Here is a 20,826-nt window from a genome sequence, read left to right on the forward strand (position 1 = left end):
CTTCCATGTCGGCAGAGCCAGCGTTTTTACTGCATCGCAGGCCTTACCGTGAAACCAGTGCGCTGGTGGATTTGTTAACCCTTAACCATGGTCGTATCCGCGCCGTTGCCCATGGAGGGCAGCGGCCAGGTTCTAAGTCGCGTCAACGGCTGCAACCCTTTACCCCTTTGTTTGTGTCGTGGCGCGGCGAGCGTGAGCTAAAACGATTAATGCTGATGGAGTCGCGAGGCCAGACGGCATTGCTAGCTGGAGAAGGGTTGCTCTGCGGCTTATATGCGAATGAAATAGCCACGCGTCTACTGCCTTTGGAGCTTGCAGCGCCAGAGGTTTTTGCATTTTATAGCGCGCTGTTAGAGGCATTGCCAACACCGGCGAACCGCGCCTTGGCGCTGCGACGTTTTGAATGGGCGCTGTTGGAGACGTTAGAGGCAACGCCGCGTTTTTGTACTTACGATGGCGGTGCGCTTGATCCCCAAACGCGTTATCGATTTGATGCAGCAAGTCGTGCTTTTGTACCTGCTGAGCAGGGCATCGAAGGTCGCACGCTGCGCTATATTGATCAAGGCGATTGGAAGCCCGTTGGCTTAGCAAGTGCATTAAAAGCGGTGATGCGGGCAGCGCTTGCGCCTCATTTAGGCGCGACTGCTTTACGTTCCCGAGAACTAATGCTCGATTTGGCCCGCCGCCGACAGCGCTAGGTGGGCATTTTGATATCACTTATTGGAGACACGCGATGCATCCTCCGCGGATTTTATTAGGCGTTAACATCGATCACATTGCGACGCTACGCCAAGCGCGTGGTACTCGTTACCCTGATCCCGTTCAAGCGGCACTATTAGCAGAAGAAGCGGGCGCTGACGGCATCACGGTTCACCTGCGTGAAGATCGTCGCCATATTCAGCCTAGAGACGTTCGCCTATTGGCAGAAATGCTTAATACGCGCATGAATTTAGAGATGGCTGTCACTGAAGAAATGCTACTGCTGGCTGAGGAAATACGCCCGGCACACGTGTGTTTAGTACCAGAAAAGCGTGAAGAGCTAACCACCGAAGGTGGCTTGGACGTTGTGGGTGGTTTTGATCTTATTGCCAATGCCTGTCAGCGCTTAAGCGCAGCCGGTTGCGACGTGTCTTTGTTCATCGATCCTGATAACGCGCAAATTGACGCTGCCATTCGTGCAGGGGCACCAACGATTGAGCTGCATACAGGTGCCTATGCAGAAGCAAAACCTGGCAGTGCGGCTGCTATTGCTGAATATGAACGCCTGAGTGCAGCGGCCATTCACGCTGTTTCTGCTGGCTTAGTGGTTAATGCTGGGCATGGCTTGCACTACCACAACGTTGAGGCGATTGCTGCGCTGCCGGGTGTTAATGAGCTCAATATTGGTCACGCAATTATTGCTCGAGCTCTTTTTGTCGGCTTGAAGGGCGCCATTCAAGAAATGAAACGCTTGATCATTGCTGGTCAGGAAGCTGGGTTAATGGCGGCGTTAGATGCTCATGAGCATGAACATGAGCACGAACACAAGCATGACGGTTGCTGTAGCCACTAAGATGATTGTCGGAATTGGGTCGGATATCGCCCGGGTCGAGCGCTTTGCTAAGGCAGTAAAACGCCATGGGCCACGCTTTGCCCAGCGAATTTTAGGCCCTGAAGAGCAAGCTGTGTGGCAGACAAAAGGTCATCCCGCTAGCTATTTGGCAAAGCGTTTTGCAGCAAAAGAAGCGTATGTTAAAGCGCTTGGGCTTGGTTTGCGAAACGGTATGCAATGGGGCGATATTCAGATCCTCAATGATTCGCTGGGCAAGCCAAGCCTGCAGCTAAGTGGTGAGGCGCTTCGTCTATTTCAAGCTAGCGGCGCCTCGGCTACTCATATAACGCTCAGTGATGAAGCAGATTACGCGGTGGCATTTGTGGTACTTGAATGCTAGTACTTGAATGCTAGTACTTGAACGCTAGTACTTGAACGCTAGTACTTGAGCGCTAACGGACTAGCGCTGATTTAACGTGCTCCGCTGCTCCCTGAGGCGTTTGATGGCGGCATACAGCTTATCAAGTAAATTTTCAGCCTGTTCCAAGCCCCCGGTGCGTAAGCGTGTCTCCAACGTTTCGACCGTTAGCGCGAGCTCGGGTGCTCCGCAGTAACGGCTGGCACCATTGAGCGCATGAACATGATCGAGCAAGGCCGTCAGGTTGTTTTCTTCGAAAGCGCTGCGAATTTGCTGTTCGCATTCACTTAGGCTATCGATCAGTCGCTTTAGTTGCTGTTTGGCGAACTCGGGGTTGCCGCCTGCTAGGCGCGTGCCGAGCTCAAGATCAATGACGGATAACGCAGCAGGTGTATATCCAAGAGCAGGGGCTTTTGGGGACGTCTGTAACAGCGGACTGATTGGCAGCGTAATGCCCAAGAAGCGTTGAAATTGCTGTTGCAGTTGAGTTTCATTGATAGGCTTCACTAATACGTCGTCTAAACCCTCCACAAGCCACTGCTGACGTTCATCGCTTAGCACGTGTGCGGTCACGGCAATAATTGGGCAGCGCGCCCAGCTATTATTAATACGCCGCAAAGCCTGGGTGGTTTGAACGCCGTCCATATCAGGCATACGAATATCCATTAGCACCATGTCTGCTTCGTTCTGACGCGCGTAATCCAACGCTTCCTGGCCGCTGGCAGCCAATACAATGTTGATATGCTCATTTTCGAGCATAGCCTTTAATAGCTCGCGGTTGGGCGCATTATCGTCAACGATCAGCACCGTGAATGTTGACGAAGGGAGCGCTTTAACCGTTTGTGCGTTGGCAGAAATAGTGGCTGTGACAGGTTCCAGTAGTTGTTTGAACGTGGCTATCAATTGAGTTCTGGTAAATGGTTTACACAGTATATCCCCCCCATTAGGAAGCTCCCAGTGAGGCAGTTCAAAGCTAGTGGCGTTTGCAAGGATGAGTGTTGGGCAGGGCGCTTGAGCAATTACTGACTGCCAATAGGTCTTTCGCTCACCGCTGAAGTCATCATGATCTAGGCTCAGCAGTAGCAGTTGCTCGTTGCCAGATTCAATGAAAGAGACGGCCGTTGCGCCCCAGCGTTCCATTAAGTGTTCCAACACATTGCGAGTGGGTAGATGGGGCTCATGTAAACGAATAATTGAGCCGTCGAGTGAGAGTTCCTGTGGCCGTTCCTTGCTCATGTCGGCAAGTAGTGGCAACGTAAATGAAAAGGTTGCACCTTCTCCAGGCTCACTATCAACAGAAATCTCTCCCCCCATTCGTTGAACTAATTGCCTGCAAATCGTCAGCCCTAAACCACTGCCGCCAAACTGTCTGGAGTGACTAGGATCTGCCTGGGAAAAGGCGCTAAATAGCTGCTTTTGTTGTTGTTCGTTCAAGCCAATGCCTGTGTCACTAACGCTAATACGCAGCACAACATGCTGGCCCTCCTGACTGTCCAGCATGACACGAATGATGACTTCTCCCTTCTGGGTAAATTTCAGGGCATTGCTGGTCAAATTATTGAGGACTTGATGGATGCGTAGCGGGTCGCCGCAAAGCGTTGACGGCACATCGTCATAAACCATCGCCACTAAATGCAGCCGTTTGCGCTGAGCTTCAGGTGCATGAAGGCCAACAACTTCATCCATCAGCGACACAAGATCGATATCGACTTCTTCTAACGTCAGCCGGTCGGCCTCTAGTTTCGAGAAATCCAACACATCATTGACTAGCATCAACAGGTTATCGCACGCACGGTGCACATGTTCTAGCCATTCTTTCTGCCGAGCGTCGAGAGACGAGCGGCCTAATAAACGGCAAAAACCAATGATGCCATTTAAAGGGGTGCGGATTTCGTGGCTCATATTAGCCAAAAATTCGGACTTCACTGCATTCGCGCGTAGTGCGCTTCGATGAGCAAGGTCGAGTTTGATATTTTGCTCTTCAATCGTCTCCATGGACTCTTGCAGTTCACTGGTCGCTTGCTCGATTTGGCTTTGCATATCATGCTGAGCTTGCCGAAAATGTTCCGCTAACCCATTGATATGTTCTGCCAGTTGCCGAAACTCGGTAGGGCGGGCAGCCGCCATATAAGGCCGGTAGTCCCCCCGGGATAGGCGGTAAAGCGCTTGGTTCGCATCTTCAATTGGGCGAGTAGCGTAGCGGCTGATCGCAAACGCGACTAAAAAAAGCAGCAGCCCAAGCAGCATGCCGCCTAAGCTGAGGCTAGCAATGAGCTTATAGCGCTCCAGTTTAAGCGTGCGTATGTCCATTTCGGCTTCAAGCCAGCCAGTATTAGCGAGATTAAATGGTTGGCCGTAAGACGTGGTTAGAGGTACCTGTAAACGCCAAATAGCTTCATCCATGGTGAGTGTCGTAGCATTGGGGACATTTAGGCGAGGGGGGGGAGGTATCGAATGTCCCAGTACCAATAAGCGACTCCCTTGCTCGTCGAAAAGCGTCACCGCACGTAACCCTTTGTGCTCCAGAAGCTGTCTGGCAATGGCTTCCAAACGAGGCAAGTCGCCATCTATCATGGCGTTACCCAGGCTTGGTGCCAGTAATTCACCAGCGCTAACTAAGCGCTCTTCTAGCATGTCACGGCCGGTGGTCTCGCTTTGCACCACCAGCAATAGTGCCATGACGGCATAGACAAGAAGTGGAAGCCCGAGTAACGCAAAGAGTAAGCGCGTGTTTAAAGACATGAGAGAAGCTCGTTGATTCAATGAGGTTGCCTGTCAAGCTAACGGCAGCGCCGATATAATGCAGCATAATGGTGATGATAAGGAATGTACGATGAATTATCCGACGCTCGAAGATGTGGTTGGCAATACGCCACTGGTTCGTTTAAAGCGCATAACGGCTGGTCGTAATAACACGCTTCTAGCCAAGCTAGAAGGCAATAACCCTGCTGGTTCGGTGAAAGATCGCCCGGCCCTCTCTATGTTAAGTGAAGCTGAAGCACGGGGCGATATTGTTCCAGGCGATACGCTGGTGGAAGCAACCTCGGGTAATACGGGTATTGCCTTGGCCATGGCCGCTGCTATCAAAGGCTACAAAATGACGCTAATCATGCCTGAAAACGCTTCTGAAGAGCGTAAGCAGGCTATGGCGGCTTACGGTGCCACATTGGTGTCAGCGAGCAAAGAAGGTGGGATGGAAGAGGCGCGAGATATTGCCGATGCGATGATTGCAAGAGGCGAAGGTAAACCGCTAAACCAATTTGCCAATCCAGATAACCCGCTTGCGCACTATCGCACAACGGGGCCCGAAGTGTGGCAGCAAACCGGCGGTGAAGTGACGCATTTTGTCAGTTCAATGGGGACAACTGGCACCATCATGGGGGTGTCTCGCTATCTCAAGGAACAAAATCCAGCGATCCAAATTGTCGGTTTACAACCGGCGGATGGTGCGAGCATACCGGGGATTCGTCGTTGGCCAAAAGAGTACCTGCCGTCGATTTTTGAAGCACCAAGGGTTGATATTACCCTTGATATCTCTCAGCAAGAAGCAGAAGCCCACATGCGCCGCCTGGCGCGTGAAGAAGGTATTTTTGCCGGGGTGTCGTCAGGTGGCAGCTTGGCTGGAGCACTGCGTATCGCAGAACAAACTGAGAACGCGGTCATTGTCTTCATCGTTTGTGACCGAGGCGATCGCTACCTTTCCACAGGCTTATTTGCCCCGGAGTTATAGATGGCCATGTTGGGTAAGCGGCGGCCATCTCGCCCCGCCTCGGGACACTCAGGGCTAGTTCGCCAACCTAGCCGTAAAACTGAGTCAAAAGATGATACCTCGACAACGCTGGTGGTTGAGCGTTTAGCTCATGATGGCCGTGGTGTAGCGCACAGTGTCGAGGGAAAAACAGTCTTTATTGACCAAGCGCTTCCTGGTGAACATGTCGATGTCGCGATACACGTGACGCGTAAGCGGTATGACGAAGCGCATATAAAAAACCGGCTCACCTCTTCAGAACAGCGGGTTGAGCCTCCCTGTACTTACTTTGGGCAGTGTGGAGGCTGTGATTTACAGCATCTTAATCTTACTGCACAACGCCAGCATAAGCGCGACGTTGTCACCGAGCTAATGGCGCGTCAGGGCCTTACGCTAGGTCCTATTGCTGCGTTAGATGGTGGTAGCGAGCACTACCGACGTCGCGCCCGTTTGGGGGTTAGGGTAGATGGTCAGGGGAATGTTCTACTGGGATTTCGAGCACCCAACAGCCACCGATTAGTTGATATTGAGCAGTGCCATGTGCTGGTGCCAGCGCTGAACAAATTGATTCTTCCGTTACGGCAACTGCTGGCAACATTAGCCTCGCCCCGTCTCGTTGGCCATGTCGAATTACTGGCGACCGATGAGGCGACAGTAGTGCTAGTGCGTCAGTTAAAAGCCCATGATCAAGATAGGGCTCGCTGGCAGCAGTTTGCGGAACAGCAGCAGGTCTCGCTCGGCACTTGGTTAGGGCGGGAAACGCCTGTTTTGCACTGGAATGGTGCACATGGTGGCGCTACACCCGTTCTACAAGAAGTACTTAATCTTGATGAACTCGGAATTCAAAGAGCGAGTTCACCCACAAGTGAACACTGTTTGCCGGGTGATAAAGCATCCCGCCTAGTGACGTTACGTTTTTCACCAGGTGACTTTTTACAGGTAAATGCTGAGGTTAACCAAAAGATGGTAGCTCAGGTGGTAGCATGGTTAAAGCCAGCGCCAGGGCAACAGCTCGTAGATCTCTTTGCTGGGATTGGTAACTTCAGTTTGCCGTTAGCCGCCGCAGGAGCAAAGGTGCTTGCTGTAGAGGGCAATCCAGCGATGGTGGAGCGAATTACCGCTAACGCTGATGCTAATCTATTGGATGTGCATGCCCAGCAAGCAGACTTAAGTGATGCCAAAAAGGTGCAAATGCTATTGAGCGAGCATCAGCAAATTGATGCGATTGTGCTGGATCCGCCGCGCAGCGGCGCAGAAGCAGTTTGCCAAGTATTAGGTAGTTACAATGTACCCCGGGTGGCCTATATTTCTTGTGACCCGGCAACGCTTGCTCGCGATGCGGCACATCTTGTGCATGCAGGTTATCGCGTCAAGCAAGTAGCAGTGGCCGATATGTTTTTACACACTGCTCACCTGGAAACGCTGATGCTATTTGAATACGAGGGCTAGCCTGCCCATTGCATCAAGCCTCGGTGACGGAAAGTGGCTAGCCGTCACCCTGAAAGGATGAATGATTGTCATGGTGAAAGTGCGTGAAGACCAGCCGCTTACCGAAAGCGGAAAGGTGGACATACAGCAGTGGTTAGCGCGCCTTCAAGAGGATGTGCGCCTACGCGACCCCGAACGACTTTTGCAAGCATGCGAGCTTGCTGAACAGTTGGAGCGAGAGGCGCCGCAAACCCACCGTGTGTGGCTCTCGCCAGGTTCAAGTTTTCGAATGGGGCTGGAAATGGCCGACATTCTGGCCGAACTCAAGCTTGATCAAGCAACCCTTGAGGCTGCCGTGCTGTATCGCGCGGTTCGCGAAGGGCTGCTGAGTATAGACGCCGTTACCAAACGGTTTGGCGAAGAAGTCGCTAAGCTGATTGATGGCGTTTTGCAAATGGCAGCCATTAGCTACCCACTAGCGCCCAACCATGGTATGAGCCAGCATAATCAGCAGGAAAATCTGCGCAAAATGCTGGTTAACATGGTCGGAGATGTGCGCGTTGCACTGATCAAAATTGCTGAACGCACCTGCGCTTTGCGCCAAGTAAAAGATGCGCCCCGTGAAAAGTGCTTACAAGTTGCGCGTGAAGTGGCTGATATTTATGCGCCGCTGGCTCACCGGCTTGGGATAGGCCAAATCAAGTGGGAACTTGAAGACCTATCGTTTCGCTATCTGCATGAAGATGAGTACAAAGCGATTGCTAAGCTGCTGGCGGAAAAGCGCTTAGATCGTGATCGCTATATTCATGACGTGGTGGAAACCATCAAGAGCTTGATGGAAGCCCAGAATATTCACCACTACGACGTCGATGGGCGAGCCAAGCACATTTACTCAATCTGGCGCAAAATGAAGCGCAAACGGATTGATTTTTCCCAGGTGCACGATGTGCGCGCAGTGCGCATCTTAGTGCCTGATGTGGCCGATTGTTATACCGTACTCGGAATTGTTCACTCGCGTTGGCACCATGTACCCAACGAGTTTGATGACTATATCGCCAACCCGAAGAAAAACGGTTACCAGTCACTGCATACCGCGGTGATGGGGCCAGAAAATAAGGTGCTGGAAATCCAGATTCGCACCTTTGCTATGCATGACGAAGCAGAATTAGGCGTGTGCGCACACTGGCGGTATAAAGGGCATGATACCAACGCCAAAAGCCGTAGCTATGAAGAAAAGATTGCCTGGTTGCGCCAAGTGCTTGAGTGGCAGGATGAAGTGGGTGGCTTTGGCGACCTGCGTGAAGGTCTTTCCAGCGACGTTGCGCCAGACCGTATCTATGTGTTCACTCCCGATGGTCATGTCATTGACCTGCCGCGTATTGCCACACCCATCGACTTCGCTTATCGCGTGCATACCGAAATTGGTCACCGCTGCCGTGGTGCCAAGATTAATGGCCGGATAGTACCGCTTACCTATAAGTTAAAAACCGGCCAGCAAGTCGAGATTTTAACGGCCACCAAAGGCGGCCCCAGCCGCGACTGGTTAAACCCCAGTTTGGGCTATGTGCGCACCTCACGCGCGCGGGCGAAGATTCAGGCATGGTTTAAGTACCAAGCACGAGACCAGAACCTAGACGAAGGACGGGCGCTGTTCGAGCGAGAGATGCGCCGTTTGGATGTTGAAGGGCTTGACCTTGCTAAGCTTGCCGCTGCTGTTAACTACCAAAACGCCGACGATATGTATGCGGCGCTTGGCGCGGGCGACCTGCGTATCGGTCAAGTACTTCATCAAGCCCAGCAGCTGTTTGGTGAAACGGACGACCAAGAACAGTTAGATCGGTTGCTGGCGAAGCCACGCCGCCAGCCAAGCAAAGCAACTAAAAGCGACATCACCGTGCTGGGTGTCGGTAACTTAAAAACCAGCATGGCGAATTGCTGTCGGCCAGTGCCCGGCGAACCGATTGTTGGCTTTATTACCCAAGGTCGCGGCGTCACCGTCCATCGCCAGGATTGCAGCAACATCCTTCAATTGCGCATGGAAGAGCCCCAGCGCATTATCGAAGTAGAGTGGGGCGAACGTGCCCACACCCGTTATCCCGTCACGATTGAAATTCAAGCCTGGGATCGCTCCGGCTTACTACGCGACGTAACCGGGCTACTAGGCAACGAGAAGGTTAATGTATTAGCTGTTAATACGCTGACGGATACTGACGAGGGGATCGCGCGACTGCGCATCACGCTGGAAGTCGACGGTCTTGAAGCGCTAGGCCGCTTGTTTTCCCGTATCCAGCAATTGCCCAACGTGACGGAAGTACGTCGCCTGCGCAATGCCGACCCAGAGAAAAACGTCCGTAGAGGAGGCGCCTGATGCGTTATAGCGTAGAGGATCTGCTGACATTGATGTCGGTACTTCGCAATGCGGAACAGGGGTGTCCTTGGGATATTAAGCAAGATTGGGACAGCATCGTGCCCCATACGCTGGAAGAAGCTTACGAAGTCGCTGACGCTATTGAGCGGCGCGCTTTTGATGAATTGCCCGGCGAGTTGGGTGACCTGCTGTTCCAAGTGATCTACTACGCCCAGTTTGGTGCCGAAGAGCAGCGCTTCGACTTTCACGACATCGTCGATACGTTGACCGTAAAGATGTTGCGCCGTCATCCGCATGTATTTCCTGATGGCACGCTAGCGTCACGACGTCCACCTGGGGTGAGTGCCGAGGACGTACAAACCCAGCACGTTAATTCACGTTGGGAAGCGCTCAAGGCCGATGAGCGCGCTGAGCGTTCGCAGCAAAGCACGCCCTCTGTACTTGACGATGTTCCACGTACGCTGCCAGCGCTCAGTCGTGCCGCTAAACTCTCGAAGCGTGCTGCCAGGGTCGGGTTCGACTGGCCGGATGCCAGCGGTGTACTGGACAAAATCCGTGAAGAGCTCGCTGAAGTTGAAGAAGCCCTTGCCGAGGGTAACCAACAGCACGCTCAAGAAGAAGTCGGCGATTTGTTGTTTGCAGTGACTAATTTAGCTCGCACACTGGGTGCTGACCCCGAACAATGCTTGCGTACCACGAATGCCAAATTTGAGCGCCGCTTTCGCTACGTAGAGCGCGAGTTTGCCGCCGCTGCGCGTCCGCTAACCGATGCCTCGCTGGATGAAATGGAAGCACACTGGCAAGCCGCTAAAGCACAAGAAAAAACGCTTATCCCTTAACAACTAATGCGACCCCGCAAGGAGGCCATGCCAATGAGTCACGACCTACACGAATCGCTACGTGATAACGTACGTATTCTCGGTGATAGCCTGGGCCGTACGATCGCCGATGATTTAGGCCAGTCATTTGTTGATAAAATTGAAACGATTCGTGCCCATGCCAAGCGGGGACGTCAGGGCGATTCATTGCAGCAGCGTGAGCTTATTGAGTATCTACGCCAGTTGCCCGAACGCGACCTGCTGCCAGTGACGCGCGCGTTTAACCAGTTTTTGAACCTTGCCAATATTGCTGAGCAGCACTACCGGGCGCGCTTTCGCCGGGTGGAAGACTACAAGCCTGGTACCCAGCCAGTGCTTGGTGAACTGCTAAGCCGTGCACAGCAGGCGGGTAATTCGCCCCGTAAGTTAGTAGAAACCCTGGCCAGTATGCGCGTTGAGCTAGTGCTGACTGCCCACCCCACAGAAGTTATTCGCCGTACGTTGATTCAGAAATATGATGCTATCGACGAGTGCCTAACCGCGATTGAAAGCTCTGAAGACTACCCAGAGCGTGGAACCCGCGCCCAGGGGCGCTTGGAAGAGTTGATCAGTCAAGCGTGGCATACCGATGAGATTCGTCATGAGCGGCCAACCCCTGTTGATGAAGCCAAATGGGGCTTCGCGGTTATCGAAAACTCCTTATGGCAGGCAGTGCCAGACTTCCATCGCGATTTGGATAATTTATTACTCGATACTGCCGGAGAGCGTTTGCCGCTAGATGCCGCGCCTATTCGCTACGCTTCCTGGATGGGCGGTGACCGAGATGGCAATCCCAATGTCACCGCGCGGGTGACGCGAGAGGTGCTGTTATTGGGCCGATGGATGGCCGCCGATCTCTATTTGCGCGATCTTGAGCAGCTGAAAACCGAGCTTTCCATGTGGAAAGCCAACAGCGCCCTGAAGGCAGAGGTGGGAGAAGTTGCTGAGCCTTACCGCGAGCTGCTCAAGCGTCTGCTGCATAAAATGGAAGCCACACGCGACTGGGCAAAAGCAGAGCTAGATGGCCGTAACTATGACGGCGGGCCAATTATTGAAACCCGCGACCAGCTCTATGCGCCGCTGCTGGCATGTTACCGCTCACTGTGTGATGTCGGGCTGGACACCGTCGCAAACGGTGCGCTGCTTGATACCTTGCGCCGCGTGGCAGTGTTCGGTGTCACGCTGACCAAGCTTGACTTGCGCCAGGAGGCCAGTCGCCATGCCCAGGTAATGGAAGAACTCACCAGTGCACTGGGCTTGGGACACTACCAGGACTGGAACGAAGCACAGCGCCAAGAGTTTCTGCTCGCAGAGCTTGAATCAAGGCGGCCGCTAATTCCACGCCGTTGGGAGTGTTCGGCAGAATCCCGCGAAGTGCTCGATACCTTCAAAGTGATTGCTCAAGAGCATGCCGAAGCGTTGGGTACTTATATTATCTCAATGGCTGCCGAGCCTTCGGACGTATTAACCGTTGCGCTATTGATGAAAGAGGTGGGTGGCCAAGTCACGCTGCCTATCGCGCCGCTGTTTGAAACCCTGAACGACCTTGATCATGCGGGCGATGTCATCGACCAATTGCTGGCGCTACCGGGTTACCGCGCTCTGGCGAAAGACCGTCAAGAAGTCATGATTGGCTATTCAGACTCGGCTAAAGACGCCGGGCAGCTTGCTGCTGCCTGGGCACAGTACCGGGCCCAAGAGTCGTTAGTCGATGTATGTGACAAACATGGGGTAGATTTGACGCTGTTCCATGGCCGGGGTGGCACTGTTGGTCGTGGTGGCGGCCCCGCGCATGCGGCGATTCTCTCCCAGCCGCCGGGCTCGGTGAATGGCAGCCTACGGGTGACCGAACAAGGTGAGATGATTCGCTTTAAGTTTGGTCAGCCAGATATCGCGCTGCGCTCTATGGAAATTTACGCTTGTGCGGTCATGGAAGCGACGCTATTGCCACCGCCCGCACCGGAGCCTCAGTGGCGTGAAGAGATGGACCAGCTGGCGAAAGTGGCCCATGCCGCCTATGTTGGCGTAGTGCGTGAAGACCCCGATTTTGTTCCGTATTTCCGTGCGGTCACGCCGGAAGGGGCGCTGGGTAGGCTGCCGCTCGGTTCGCGGCCAACCAAGCGTCGCCAGGATGGTGGCGTGGAAACCTTACGAGCGATTCCGTGGATTTTTGCCTGGACGCAGATTCGCTTGATGCTACCCGCTTGGTTGGGCAGTGGTGAGGCGTTCTCGCGACGCCTAGAACAGCCAGGTGGCCGGGAAGTGTTGCAAGAAATGCGCAGCCAGTGGCCGTTCTTTGGCACTTATCTCGATATGTTAGAGATGCTGCTGGCCAAAGCGGACGTAGCGATTGCGGCCTACTATGAGCATCGCTTAGTCGATGAGCCTTCGCTGAAAGCGCTGGGCAAGAAGCTACGTGAGCGTTTTGAACGGCTGGAAAACGTCGTGCTGGATATCCTTCAGCAAGAGAAGCTGCTTGAAAACACCCCGCTTATTCGCCAAGCAATTGATGTGCGCAACCCTTACATCGACCCGCTTCATGGCTTGCAAGCGGAGCTTCTGCAGCGTAATCGGGACGCCGACGGCGCCATTAGTGCAGATCTCTCTCGTGCGCTCATGGTGACCATGGCAGGTATTGCAGCAGGGTTACGCAATACAGGCTAACAAAGGGTGCGCCGCCACTGCGTGTGGCGGCGCCGTCATCACCTTACTAGGAATTGGGGGGCGCGATGATACAGGATGCTCAGTCAGTACTGTCGTTTTGGTTCAATGAATTGACGCCAGTGCAGTGGTTTAAAAAAGACACATCGATGGATCAGCAGATTACCCAGCGGTTCGGCTCACTGCTGACCAAAGCAGCTGCCTGCGAGTGCTATGAGTGGCGCAGTACCGCCCAGGGTAGGCTGGCCGAAATTATTGTGTTGGACCAGTTTTCGCGAAATATCTACCGTGACCACCCGCAAGCCTTCGCCAGTGACGCGTTAGCCTTAGCGCTTGCACAGGAAGCGGTTGCTTTAGCGGTGGATAACGAACTGGCTCCCGTCGAGCGTAGTTTTTTATACATGCCTTATATGCACAGTGAGTCTGCCGCTATTCATGAGGTGGCAATGCAGCTGTTTGATCAGCCTGGGTTAGAGAACAACCTGGATTTCGAGATTCGTCACAAAGCGATCATTGACCGCTTTGGTCGTTATCCCCACCGCAACGACGTGTTGGGCCGGGTATCTACGCCAGCCGAAATAGAGTTCCTTAAACAACCTGGATCCGGCTTCTAGTTAGGCTTTTAACGTTAGCGTTTGAATTTTGCTTAATCACTTCACCACACTTTTGCCTATGGCGTTTTATGTCGTTACGAAAATCTACCCGCATCAATAAATACATCAGCGAAAGCGGTTTGTGTTCTCGCCGAGAGGCTGACCGCTATGTTGAACAAGGCAACGTTTGGATTAATGGGCGTCGGGCAACGACAGGCGACCAAGTGGTGCCGGGTGATCGGGTTAAGGTCAACGGTCAAGAGATTGAGCCTCAGGAAGAAGAGGATTTAGTGCTTATTGCGCTAAATAAGCCGGTGGGGATTGTCAGTACCACCGAGTCCAGCGAAAAAGACAATATTGTTGAATTCGTGAAACACGGGACGCGCATCTTTCCCATCGGGCGTCTGGATAAAGACTCCCAGGGACTGATCTTTCTAACCAATAATGGCGACTTGGTTAATAAGATCCTGCGCGCTAATAATAATCATGAAAAAGAGTATGTGGTGACGGTCAACAAGCCGATTACCGATGAATTTGTTGCCGGCATGCAAAAGGGTGTACCGATCCTTGGGCAGGTGACTAAAAAGTGTAAAGTGACCAAAGCGTCGACGTTTGTGTTCACTATTACGCTGGTGCAAGGGTTGAACCGCCAGATTCGCCGTATGTGCGAGTACTTTGGCTACGAGGTCACCCAGCTTGTTCGCACACGGATAATGAATGTTTCCCTGCAAGGGTTGGCTCTGGGCGATTGGCGGGATCTAACCCCTAAAGAGATTGATACGATTGTTGCGCTGACAGAAAGCTCTGAGGCAGTGCCTGAAAAGCGCCAGACAGCAAGGCCGGATTACAATTCGGGGTCAGGCGCTAACAAACCGAAAAAAACAGCCACCAAGGCGCGACAGAAACAGGAGCGGCAGAAACAGGGTCGCCAGAAACCGGCTAAGCCGGGTGCTAAAACGGTTGGCAATAAACCGCCGCCCAAGGGTAAAAGAACCGCCAGCGGTAAAGTGAGAACTGGCCCAAAAGCCAGTGCTTCGGGTAAACCGCAGCCCAGGGGCAAAACCGCTGGCGCAGGAAAAAACAGCAAGGCAGGGGCCAAGCCGGTGGGAAAAGGCCGTGTTGGTCGCCCGAAAGGGAAGCGTTAGAGAGTAGGGCGGGCAGCTCTGAGTGCCCGCCGTTAGTCGCTAAGTTATCTCAACGCTAAGCCTGATGGGTCAGGCAAATAAGAAGTTAGCAATGAGTTCTTTGCCACCTTCTGTGGCAAACGATTCGGGGTGAAACTGAATGCCGTGAATGGGGTAATCACGGTGCTTTACGCCCATCAATTCAAACTCACCTACTGCTTGCCAGTGGCTGCGTTGCTCAAACTTGTCAGCACCTAGCGCGCCCACTGTTGCGGTTACTTCCAGGCAGTCAGGCAGGGTGAACGCGTCGGCAATCAATGAGTGATAGCGCATCACCTCAAGCTGGTCAGGCACGCCATTAAATACCGAGCGATTGTTGTGGTTGATCGGACTGATTTTGCCATGCATCGGTAGAGGCGCTTTTACCACTTTGCCGCCAAAAACGTGAACAATGCCCTGCATGCCCAGGCAAACGCCCAACAGTGGCGTGGTTTTGCCGAGTTTCTCGATAACGTCGGCACAGACGCCAAAGTAACGCGGATCATCCGGCGAGCCTGGGCCCGGCGAGATAATAATCCGATCAGGCGCCATGGCTTCTATCGCTTTGAAGTCGATTTGATTGTTGCGCTTAACAATAATCTCGAAATGAGGCAGTTCGCCGCGATTCTTCTCGGTGGTTAAAATCTCACCAATAAACTGATACAAGTTATAGGTGAAGGAGTCGTAGTTATCGATAATTAGCACCTTCATGCTTGGCTCTCCATGTCCATATCCGCGCTCATAAAAGGAGCAAGGGCTTTGCGGGTGCCTGCAAATTTGCGGCGTATTTCCTCGTACTCATCTTCGGCGTTACTATCAAACACGTTGCCGCCACAAGTTTGCACGTAAGCACTTTCACCGTTTACAAAGACGGTACGAATGGGAATCGCAAAGGTGCAATCGCCGTTAAATGAGAATTGACCAACCGCGCCGCCGTAAGGGCCGCGACCGTCAGTTTCCAAGTCATCGATAATTTTCATTGCTTCGATTTTTGGCGCGCCCGTCAGTGTGCCCGCAGGGAAGTTGCTGGCAAGCGATGTAAACATGTCTTCGCCTTCGGCAATAATGCCAACAATTTCACTGGAGATATGCTGTACGTGGCTAAAGCGTTTGATGTCCATCAGGCTACGTACTTTCACCGTGCCAAATTGCGCCACTCGGCCAATATCATTGCGGTGTAGGTCCACAATCATATTGTGCTCGGCAATCTCTTTGGGATCGTTGAGTAGCGCACGAGCTAGCTGCGTGTCTTCTTGCGGGGTTTTGCCACGTGTAGTGGTGCCTGCCAGTGGGAATGTCTCCATCTCGCCTTGGCGAAGCCTGAATAGAAGCTCGGGGCTTGCGCCAATCAGCTTCTGCTCGCCGAATTTCACGTAGTACATCTGTGGCGATGGGTTAATGGTGCGTAGCTGATCGTAGAGCGCTAGCGTATCGCCTTTAATGCTAAAGCGCTTTTTAAAGCCGACTTCGCACTGGAAAACCTTACCGTCGATGATGTCCTGCTTCACCTTGGCCACCGCTTCGGCGTGCTCTTCGCGGCTCATGGTGTCGCCCAGCGCAGTAATATGCAGCTCGCCTGGGGAGATATCATCAGCGTCGATCAAGGTTTGCAGAAACGCGTAGCGACTGTTGTCGTAATAAAAATAGGTCACCTCCCCGGTCATTTTGTCGAGGATCAAACCATCTTTATAAAGGCCAAATCGAAACGTGTCGAAATCGTCGCTAGCTTTCAACGATAACGAAGGCTCAAAGTATTGCATGGCGTCATAACCAAGATAACCACTTAGCCCACCCGCATACTTACGAGAAATAATATTCTGCGGAATCAAGCTGCGCAGCAGCTCATAAGGGTTATCGCTTGGATAGTGGTTTGAATTACCGTCACGATCTTCAATAGTTAACGTGCCGCCATTGGCGTAAAGCGTGTACTCAGGGTCAAAGCCAATAATCGAGTGGCGCGCCATATGGCTATCTTCGCCTAGTGATTCCAGCATGTAGCAGGTATCAAATTGGCGTTCAATTTTTTGAAATAGAGCAAAAAAGTCACAGTCCGCCGCCAGGGTGACATAGTGAGGCTTGCGCGACAGCGTAAAAGGCTGTGGGCCTGATGAAGCAGGCGTAGTCGTCGTCATGATTAATCGGTCCGTGAAGTGGGTGACGGTAGTGATGAAGGTAACGTTGAAGAGGGTAACGTGGTTAAAGCGCGCGAACCGCGGGATACCGTGGCAATACCGACGCCCAGGATTTCCGCGATTTTTCGATGGGGGACTCCTTCACGCAAAAGCTTAAAAATCTGTAGGCGTTTGCAGATTTCTTGGTACTCTGCGGGCGTTAACAGGCTGGCTAGTGCTTCGTCCATTGCTTCTGGCGAATCAATGGCAAGTAAATAGCGTACTAAATCAGCCTGATGGTCATCATCAAATGACATAAAGTGAGTTCACCGTATTGCCACAAAAGTAAGGAAATAAGTTGCTGTACTAACGTACTAGTACGGTACCCTATTACGCAATGAAGTCAAGCCATTCGTGTTAATTTGAGGAAGCCCGATGACCGACTATTTTATTCAAGCGTTTATCTATCTCATTGCAGCGGTAATCGCTGTCCCCCTTGCCAAGCGGTTTGGGCTTGGTTCGGTGCTCGGTTATTTGGTCGCTGGGGTGGTGATAGGCCCAATGCTGGGATTAGTCGGTCAGGAAACTACGACGATTCAGCACTTCGCCGAGTTTGGTGTGGTGATGATGCTGTTTTTAGTCGGTATGGAGCTCGACCCAAAAGGGCTGTGGGCCATGCGGGTAAGCTTGATAGGGATGGGTGGTTTACAGGTGCTGATAACAGCCGCTGCAGGTACCGCTGTTGCTTGGTGGCTGGGACTTGCCTGGCAAACATCCTTGGCCGTCGGTTTGATTTTCGCGCTTTCCTCAACGGCTATTGTGCTGCAAACCCTAAACGAAAAAGGACTCACGAAAACTGAAGGCGGACGCAGCGCGTTTTCGGTGCTGCTATTTCAAGACATCGCGGTGATCCTGATGTTGGCGTTGATCCCACTATTGGCGCTGCCCGAACTAATGGGAGAAGGTGGTAGTTACGCTGAACATAGCAGCCTTAGCCTTGTCGAGGATATGCCTGGATGGCTCCACGGGCTGGTGGTGGTTGGGGCTATCGGGATCGTCATTATTAGTGGGCATTACCTTGGACCGATGCTGTTTCGCTACGTGGTTTCTTCTGGCTTGAGAGAGGTGTTTACAGCTGCCGCTTTAATGCTGGTTATTGGCATTGCAGCGCTGATGGGGGGTGTCAATTTATCTCCAGCGCTTGGCGCGTTTCTAGCCGGTATCGTACTCGCTAATAGCGAATTCAAGCACGAAATTGAGGCCAATATCGAACCGTTTAAAGGGCTTTTGCTCGGACTGTTTTTTATCACGGTTGGGGCTGGCATCGACTTTCAGGTATTCGCGTCGCAGTGGCCAACCGTATTGGTATTAGTGCTTGGCGTAATTGTCGTAAAGGGCACTATCCTGTTCGGGTTAGCCATGTTGTTCCGGGTTCGTAATAGCAATGGCTGGTTGTTTACGTTAAGCCTTGCGCAGGCAGGGGAATTTGGCTTTGTGCTGTTAACTTACAGCGTGCAGAGCAACGTTATTCCTGTTGATGTGTCGCAATTACTTTCGCTGGTTGTCGCGTTTTCCATGTTTGCGACGCCGCTGTTGTTTATTGCCTACGACCGCTTAGTACTGCCGCGCTACCAAACAGCTAAAAACGCTACGCGCGATGCCGATAAGATCGAAGAGCAAGCGCCAGTGATCATCGCCGGTGTCGGTCGTTTTGGACAGATTGTATGTCGTTTGTTGCGCGCCAATAACATTCCCATCGTGGCTTTGGACCTCGAAATTGAGCAAATTGAACTCCTCCGCCATATTCGGATTAAAAGCTACTTTGGCGATGCCAGTCGTTCAGATCTTCTAGAAACCGCGGGTATTGCGCATGCGCGAGTGATGGTGGTAGCGATTGATGATCGCGATCGCGCTGTTGATATGGTGAAGCACGTCAAACATTACCATCCCAACGTTTGGGTATTAGCGCGTGCATTTGACCGTGGCCATGGATATCAGCTTCGCGAAGCAGGGGCTGACGATGTAACCAGAGAGGTTTATCACTCTGCGCTAGAGCTGGGCGGCCATACGTTAACGGCTATGGGCGTACACCCTATGCGTGCTAAGCAGATGATCGACTCGTTTGAGCAACACGAAAGTGCCCATGAAGATGAGCTGTTTGAGGCCTGGAAAGAGATTGAGGAGGGGATTAGCTTTAGCCCACGTTACGGCGAACTGTTTATGAAACTGGAAGAAGCGCTGAGTAGGTCAATGCGCTACGGTTGGGATGAGTCAAATCAAGCTGAAGAACCCGTATGGACGCCGCCTGAACAGGCATCCGCAGAAAACCGCTAAAACGGTAAGTGCAGGGAAGCGCTCAACATATTGAGGTGGCTGAGGGTCGGGGCATCGATGCGTTCGTACTCTACGCGGCTTACCAAACGATTGATGGTCATGGTGGCGCCAAAGCCTTGCAGGAAGGCGGTGCCGCCGTCGTCGGCCAGTGGCTGATCGGTTTCGCCACGCCACTCGGTGAGGCCAGACTTAGCGTAAACGCTGAAGGCGCCCATTCGCACGCCTGCGACGATCGCTCCGCCTAAGCTGAGAGTATCCATGATGAGGGGGTCAGCACTGGAGGTGATGGGAACTTCTTCACTTTCGCGGTAGGCAATTTCAGCACCAATATCCAGCTGCGGTAATTGCCATGGGCTAAAACCTGCCGAAAAGCGGAAACCTGTAGTGTAGCTATCGAGGCTGCTTAAGTCACTGCCTTCTAGAACAACACCGTTGCGCAGGGCCATAAACTCGCTGTTCGGAGCTGCATAGGCGAGGTCGGTCTCTCCGCTGCTGGCTAAACAGCCCATCAATGGCAGCATGGAGCCAGCAAAACTACACAACAGGGTGCTTGCCAAGCGTTTCATTGGCGTTCCTCGTGTCCCTGGCTAAGGAAGTTATCTTAATCAGCCTAGCAACGGGCGCTGATTTCTACCACATTAATTGCGTTATTTGATAAGTTTTCTAGCAGATTTTTACCCATTTGCAAAAAGCGCTCGCCAAATACCCATTGGGGTGAGAGCACAGCGATGGTGTCAGCTTGCTCTTTTTGGCGCTGCCGCTGACGCCACTCAAGCGCAGTGCTGCTCCAATTTTCACTGTGCTGAAGCTGAAAGCCATTTGCCGCCAGCAAGTCCGTCAGTTCTGTCCTCGAAAGCAAGTGTGAATGCTCTGGCGATGCTGCCCAAGGAACCGGGTAGCGCAATTCGGCAAAGTTTTTACCACTAACGACTTCATGCATGACAAGCTTGCCGCCTGGACGGAGCACACGTCGGCTTTCGGCAATAACGCGGGCGGGGTCGGGCATGTTCATCAGGCTGTGCTGAAATAGTACGGCATCAAATGTGCGCTCTGGAAAAGGCAGTGCGCAGGCATCTCCGGTAACCCAGCTAAGTGACGAATTTGCCGGAGAAGCCGACAAGTCAGTCAGTGCCTGATTAAGTACGTTAAAGCGGTGGGTGATATCTAAACCGGTAAGTTGAAAACCTAGCGCTGCCCCTTGGCGCATTAATCCGCCTAAGCCTGAGCCTATATCAAGCACCTTTGTATGTTGTGAAGGATCAAGTAGGTTAAGCAGCTTTTTAGAGGCGGCAATACCACCGATATGTAGCTGGTCTAGCGGGGCAAGTTGGTGAAGCGTTGGGCCATCGGGGTAGTGGGTACGGATTTGGTTAAGGATAGCGTCATCGCGCAACCCTTGGTGGTAGTGCTCGGCTAGCCGCTGTTGAGTGGACATGTTGGTGTCTCAATACCTTACAAAAATTAACGCCGACCATTAGCCGGTGGGCTGGGTTTTTTGTTTAATAAGTGCTTGACGATGACTCCACCCCAGCCCTCCGAGCCGACCTCGTCATTCCCGCAGGCCCTGCCTCTTCGTCATTCCCGCAGGCCCTTAGCGGGAATCCATGTTGACCT

17 protein-coding genes are annotated in these 20,826 nt (G+C 52.7%); 11 read left to right on the forward strand and 6 right to left on the reverse strand.

What is annotated here, in order from left to right; translation table 11 throughout:
* Positions 1 to 5 precede the first annotated feature (5 nt).
* From recO to acpS, 3 genes are read left to right on the forward strand one after another with little or no spacing between them, the layout of a single operon-like run.
* The gene (recO, locus tag INT21_RS00720) at positions 6 to 698 is read left to right on the forward strand and encodes a DNA repair protein RecO (RefSeq protein WP_193061351.1); all 693 of its coding nucleotides are present in this window, start codon (positions 6 to 8) and stop codon (positions 696 to 698) included.
* A gap of 35 nt (positions 699 to 733) precedes the next feature.
* Positions 734 to 1,552, forward strand: coding sequence for a pyridoxine 5'-phosphate synthase (gene pdxJ / locus INT21_RS00725; protein ID WP_193061352.1), 819 nt, complete (start codon positions 734 to 736; stop codon positions 1,550 to 1,552).
* A 1-nt stretch (position 1,553) separates the two neighbouring features.
* Positions 1,554 to 1,931 (forward strand): holo-ACP synthase, encoded by a 378-nt coding sequence (gene acpS, locus INT21_RS00730; RefSeq protein ID WP_193061389.1) that lies wholly within the window; start codon positions 1,554 to 1,556, stop codon positions 1,929 to 1,931.
* Positions 1,932 to 1,991: 60 nt separating this feature from the next.
* Here the strand turns inward: acpS and INT21_RS00735 are convergent, their stop codons facing one another.
* On the reverse strand, positions 1,992 to 4,691 hold the full coding sequence (locus tag INT21_RS00735; protein WP_193061353.1) for an ATP-binding protein: 2,700 nt from the start codon (positions 4,689 to 4,691) through the stop codon (positions 1,992 to 1,994).
* Between the two features lie 91 nt (positions 4,692 to 4,782).
* On the opposite strand from INT21_RS00735, the gene cysM reads away from it, so the two are divergent.
* From cysM to rluF, 7 genes are all read left to right on the forward strand, one after another.
* Entirely contained in the window at positions 4,783 to 5,679 is an 897-nt protein-coding gene (cysM, locus tag INT21_RS00740; RefSeq protein WP_193061354.1) for a cysteine synthase CysM, read from the forward strand.
* Positions 5,680 to 7,146, forward strand: a complete 1,467-nt coding sequence (locus INT21_RS00745) for a TRAM domain-containing protein (protein WP_193061355.1) — start codon at positions 5,680 to 5,682, stop codon at positions 7,144 to 7,146.
* A gap of 70 nt (positions 7,147 to 7,216) precedes the next feature.
* Positions 7,217 to 9,493, forward strand: coding sequence for a GTP diphosphokinase (gene relA, locus INT21_RS00750; protein ID WP_089040838.1), 2,277 nt, complete (start codon positions 7,217 to 7,219; stop codon positions 9,491 to 9,493).
* Complete coding sequence (gene mazG / locus INT21_RS00755) at positions 9,493 to 10,332, forward strand: nucleoside triphosphate pyrophosphohydrolase (protein WP_193061356.1); 840 nt, start codon at positions 9,493 to 9,495, stop codon at positions 10,330 to 10,332. The genes relA and mazG overlap by 1 nt, the downstream gene beginning before the upstream one ends.
* 33 nt (positions 10,333 to 10,365) lie before the next feature.
* The gene (ppc, locus tag INT21_RS00760) at positions 10,366 to 13,014 is read left to right on the forward strand and encodes a phosphoenolpyruvate carboxylase (protein ID WP_193084738.1); all 2,649 of its coding nucleotides are present in this window, start codon (positions 10,366 to 10,368) and stop codon (positions 13,012 to 13,014) included.
* 65 nt (positions 13,015 to 13,079) lie between these two features.
* Positions 13,080 to 13,625, forward strand: coding sequence for a DUF924 family protein (locus tag INT21_RS00765; protein ID WP_193067938.1), 546 nt, complete (start codon positions 13,080 to 13,082; stop codon positions 13,623 to 13,625).
* Positions 13,626 to 13,693: 68 nt separating this feature from the next.
* Positions 13,694 to 14,749, forward strand: a complete 1,056-nt coding sequence (gene rluF / locus INT21_RS00770; RefSeq protein WP_193067939.1) for a 23S rRNA pseudouridine(2604) synthase RluF — start codon at positions 13,694 to 13,696, stop codon at positions 14,747 to 14,749.
* 69 nt (positions 14,750 to 14,818) lie between these two features.
* Here the strand turns inward: rluF and INT21_RS00775 are convergent, their stop codons facing one another.
* The 3 genes from INT21_RS00775 to INT21_RS00785 are packed head-to-tail and all read right to left on the reverse strand — an operon-like array spanning position 14,819 to position 17,195.
* A complete protein-coding gene (locus INT21_RS00775; protein ID WP_193061359.1) occupies positions 14,819 to 15,478 on the reverse strand; it encodes an anthranilate synthase component II in 660 nt (219 codons plus the stop codon).
* Positions 15,475 to 16,899, reverse strand: coding sequence for an anthranilate synthase component I family protein (locus tag INT21_RS00780; RefSeq protein WP_193084739.1), 1,425 nt, complete (start codon positions 16,897 to 16,899; stop codon positions 15,475 to 15,477). The genes INT21_RS00775 and INT21_RS00780 overlap by 4 nt, the downstream gene beginning before the upstream one ends.
* Positions 16,900 to 16,901: 2 nt before the next feature.
* The gene (locus INT21_RS00785; protein ID WP_038485152.1) at positions 16,902 to 17,195 is read right to left on the reverse strand and encodes a Trp family transcriptional regulator; all 294 of its coding nucleotides are present in this window, start codon (positions 17,193 to 17,195) and stop codon (positions 16,902 to 16,904) included.
* Positions 17,196 to 17,313: 118 nt separating this feature from the next.
* Between INT21_RS00785 and INT21_RS00790 the strand changes: the two genes are divergently transcribed.
* On the forward strand, positions 17,314 to 19,212 hold the full coding sequence (locus INT21_RS00790) for a monovalent cation:proton antiporter-2 (CPA2) family protein (protein WP_193067941.1): 1,899 nt from the start codon (positions 17,314 to 17,316) through the stop codon (positions 19,210 to 19,212).
* Here the strand turns inward: INT21_RS00790 and INT21_RS00795 are convergent.
* Entirely contained in the window at positions 19,209 to 19,778 is a 570-nt protein-coding gene (locus INT21_RS00795) for a hypothetical protein (RefSeq protein WP_089037869.1), read from the reverse strand. The two genes, INT21_RS00790 and INT21_RS00795, sit on opposite strands and share 4 nt — an antisense overlap.
* 44 nt (positions 19,779 to 19,822) lie before the next feature.
* Positions 19,823 to 20,647, reverse strand: a complete 825-nt coding sequence (locus INT21_RS00800; RefSeq protein WP_193067942.1) for a class I SAM-dependent methyltransferase — start codon at positions 20,645 to 20,647, stop codon at positions 19,823 to 19,825.
* Between the last annotated feature and the right edge of the window lie 179 nt (positions 20,648 to 20,826).

The organism is Halomonas sp. 3F2F (assembly GCF_014897805.1).
In the GTDB taxonomy this organism is placed as follows: Bacteria; Pseudomonadota; Gammaproteobacteria; order Pseudomonadales; family Halomonadaceae; genus Vreelandella.

Bases quoted from the DNA above. Each gene is read 5' to 3' on its own strand.
- recO (WP_193061351.1), top strand. From the start codon at position 6: ATGTCGGCAGAGCCAGCGTTTTTACTGCATCGCAGGCCTTACCGTGAA.
- pdxJ (WP_193061352.1), top strand. From the start codon at position 734: ATGCATCCTCCGCGGATTTTATTAGGCGTTAACATCGATCACATTGCG.
- acpS (WP_193061389.1), top strand. From the start codon at position 1,554: ATGATTGTCGGAATTGGGTCGGATATCGCCCGGGTCGAGCGCTTTGCT.
- INT21_RS00735 (WP_193061353.1), bottom strand. From the start codon at position 4,691: ATGTCTTTAAACACGCGCTTACTCTTTGCGTTACTCGGGCTTCCACTT.
- cysM (WP_193061354.1), top strand. From the start codon at position 4,783: ATGAATTATCCGACGCTCGAAGATGTGGTTGGCAATACGCCACTGGTT.
- INT21_RS00745 (WP_193061355.1), top strand. From the start codon at position 5,680: ATGGCCATGTTGGGTAAGCGGCGGCCATCTCGCCCCGCCTCGGGACAC.
- relA (WP_089040838.1), top strand. From the start codon at position 7,217: ATGGTGAAAGTGCGTGAAGACCAGCCGCTTACCGAAAGCGGAAAGGTG.
- mazG (WP_193061356.1), top strand. From the start codon at position 9,493: ATGCGTTATAGCGTAGAGGATCTGCTGACATTGATGTCGGTACTTCGC.
- ppc (WP_193084738.1), top strand. From the start codon at position 10,366: ATGAGTCACGACCTACACGAATCGCTACGTGATAACGTACGTATTCTC.
- INT21_RS00765 (WP_193067938.1), top strand. From the start codon at position 13,080: ATGATACAGGATGCTCAGTCAGTACTGTCGTTTTGGTTCAATGAATTG.
- rluF (WP_193067939.1), top strand. From the start codon at position 13,694: ATGTCGTTACGAAAATCTACCCGCATCAATAAATACATCAGCGAAAGC.
- INT21_RS00775 (WP_193061359.1), bottom strand. From the start codon at position 15,478: ATGAAGGTGCTAATTATCGATAACTACGACTCCTTCACCTATAACTTG.
- INT21_RS00780 (WP_193084739.1), bottom strand. From the start codon at position 16,899: ATGACGACGACTACGCCTGCTTCATCAGGCCCACAGCCTTTTACGCTG.
- INT21_RS00785 (WP_038485152.1), bottom strand. From the start codon at position 17,195: ATGTCATTTGATGATGACCATCAGGCTGATTTAGTACGCTATTTACTT.
- INT21_RS00790 (WP_193067941.1), top strand. From the start codon at position 17,314: ATGACCGACTATTTTATTCAAGCGTTTATCTATCTCATTGCAGCGGTA.
- INT21_RS00795 (WP_089037869.1), bottom strand. From the start codon at position 19,778: ATGAAACGCTTGGCAAGCACCCTGTTGTGTAGTTTTGCTGGCTCCATG.
- INT21_RS00800 (WP_193067942.1), bottom strand. From the start codon at position 20,647: ATGTCCACTCAACAGCGGCTAGCCGAGCACTACCACCAAGGGTTGCGC.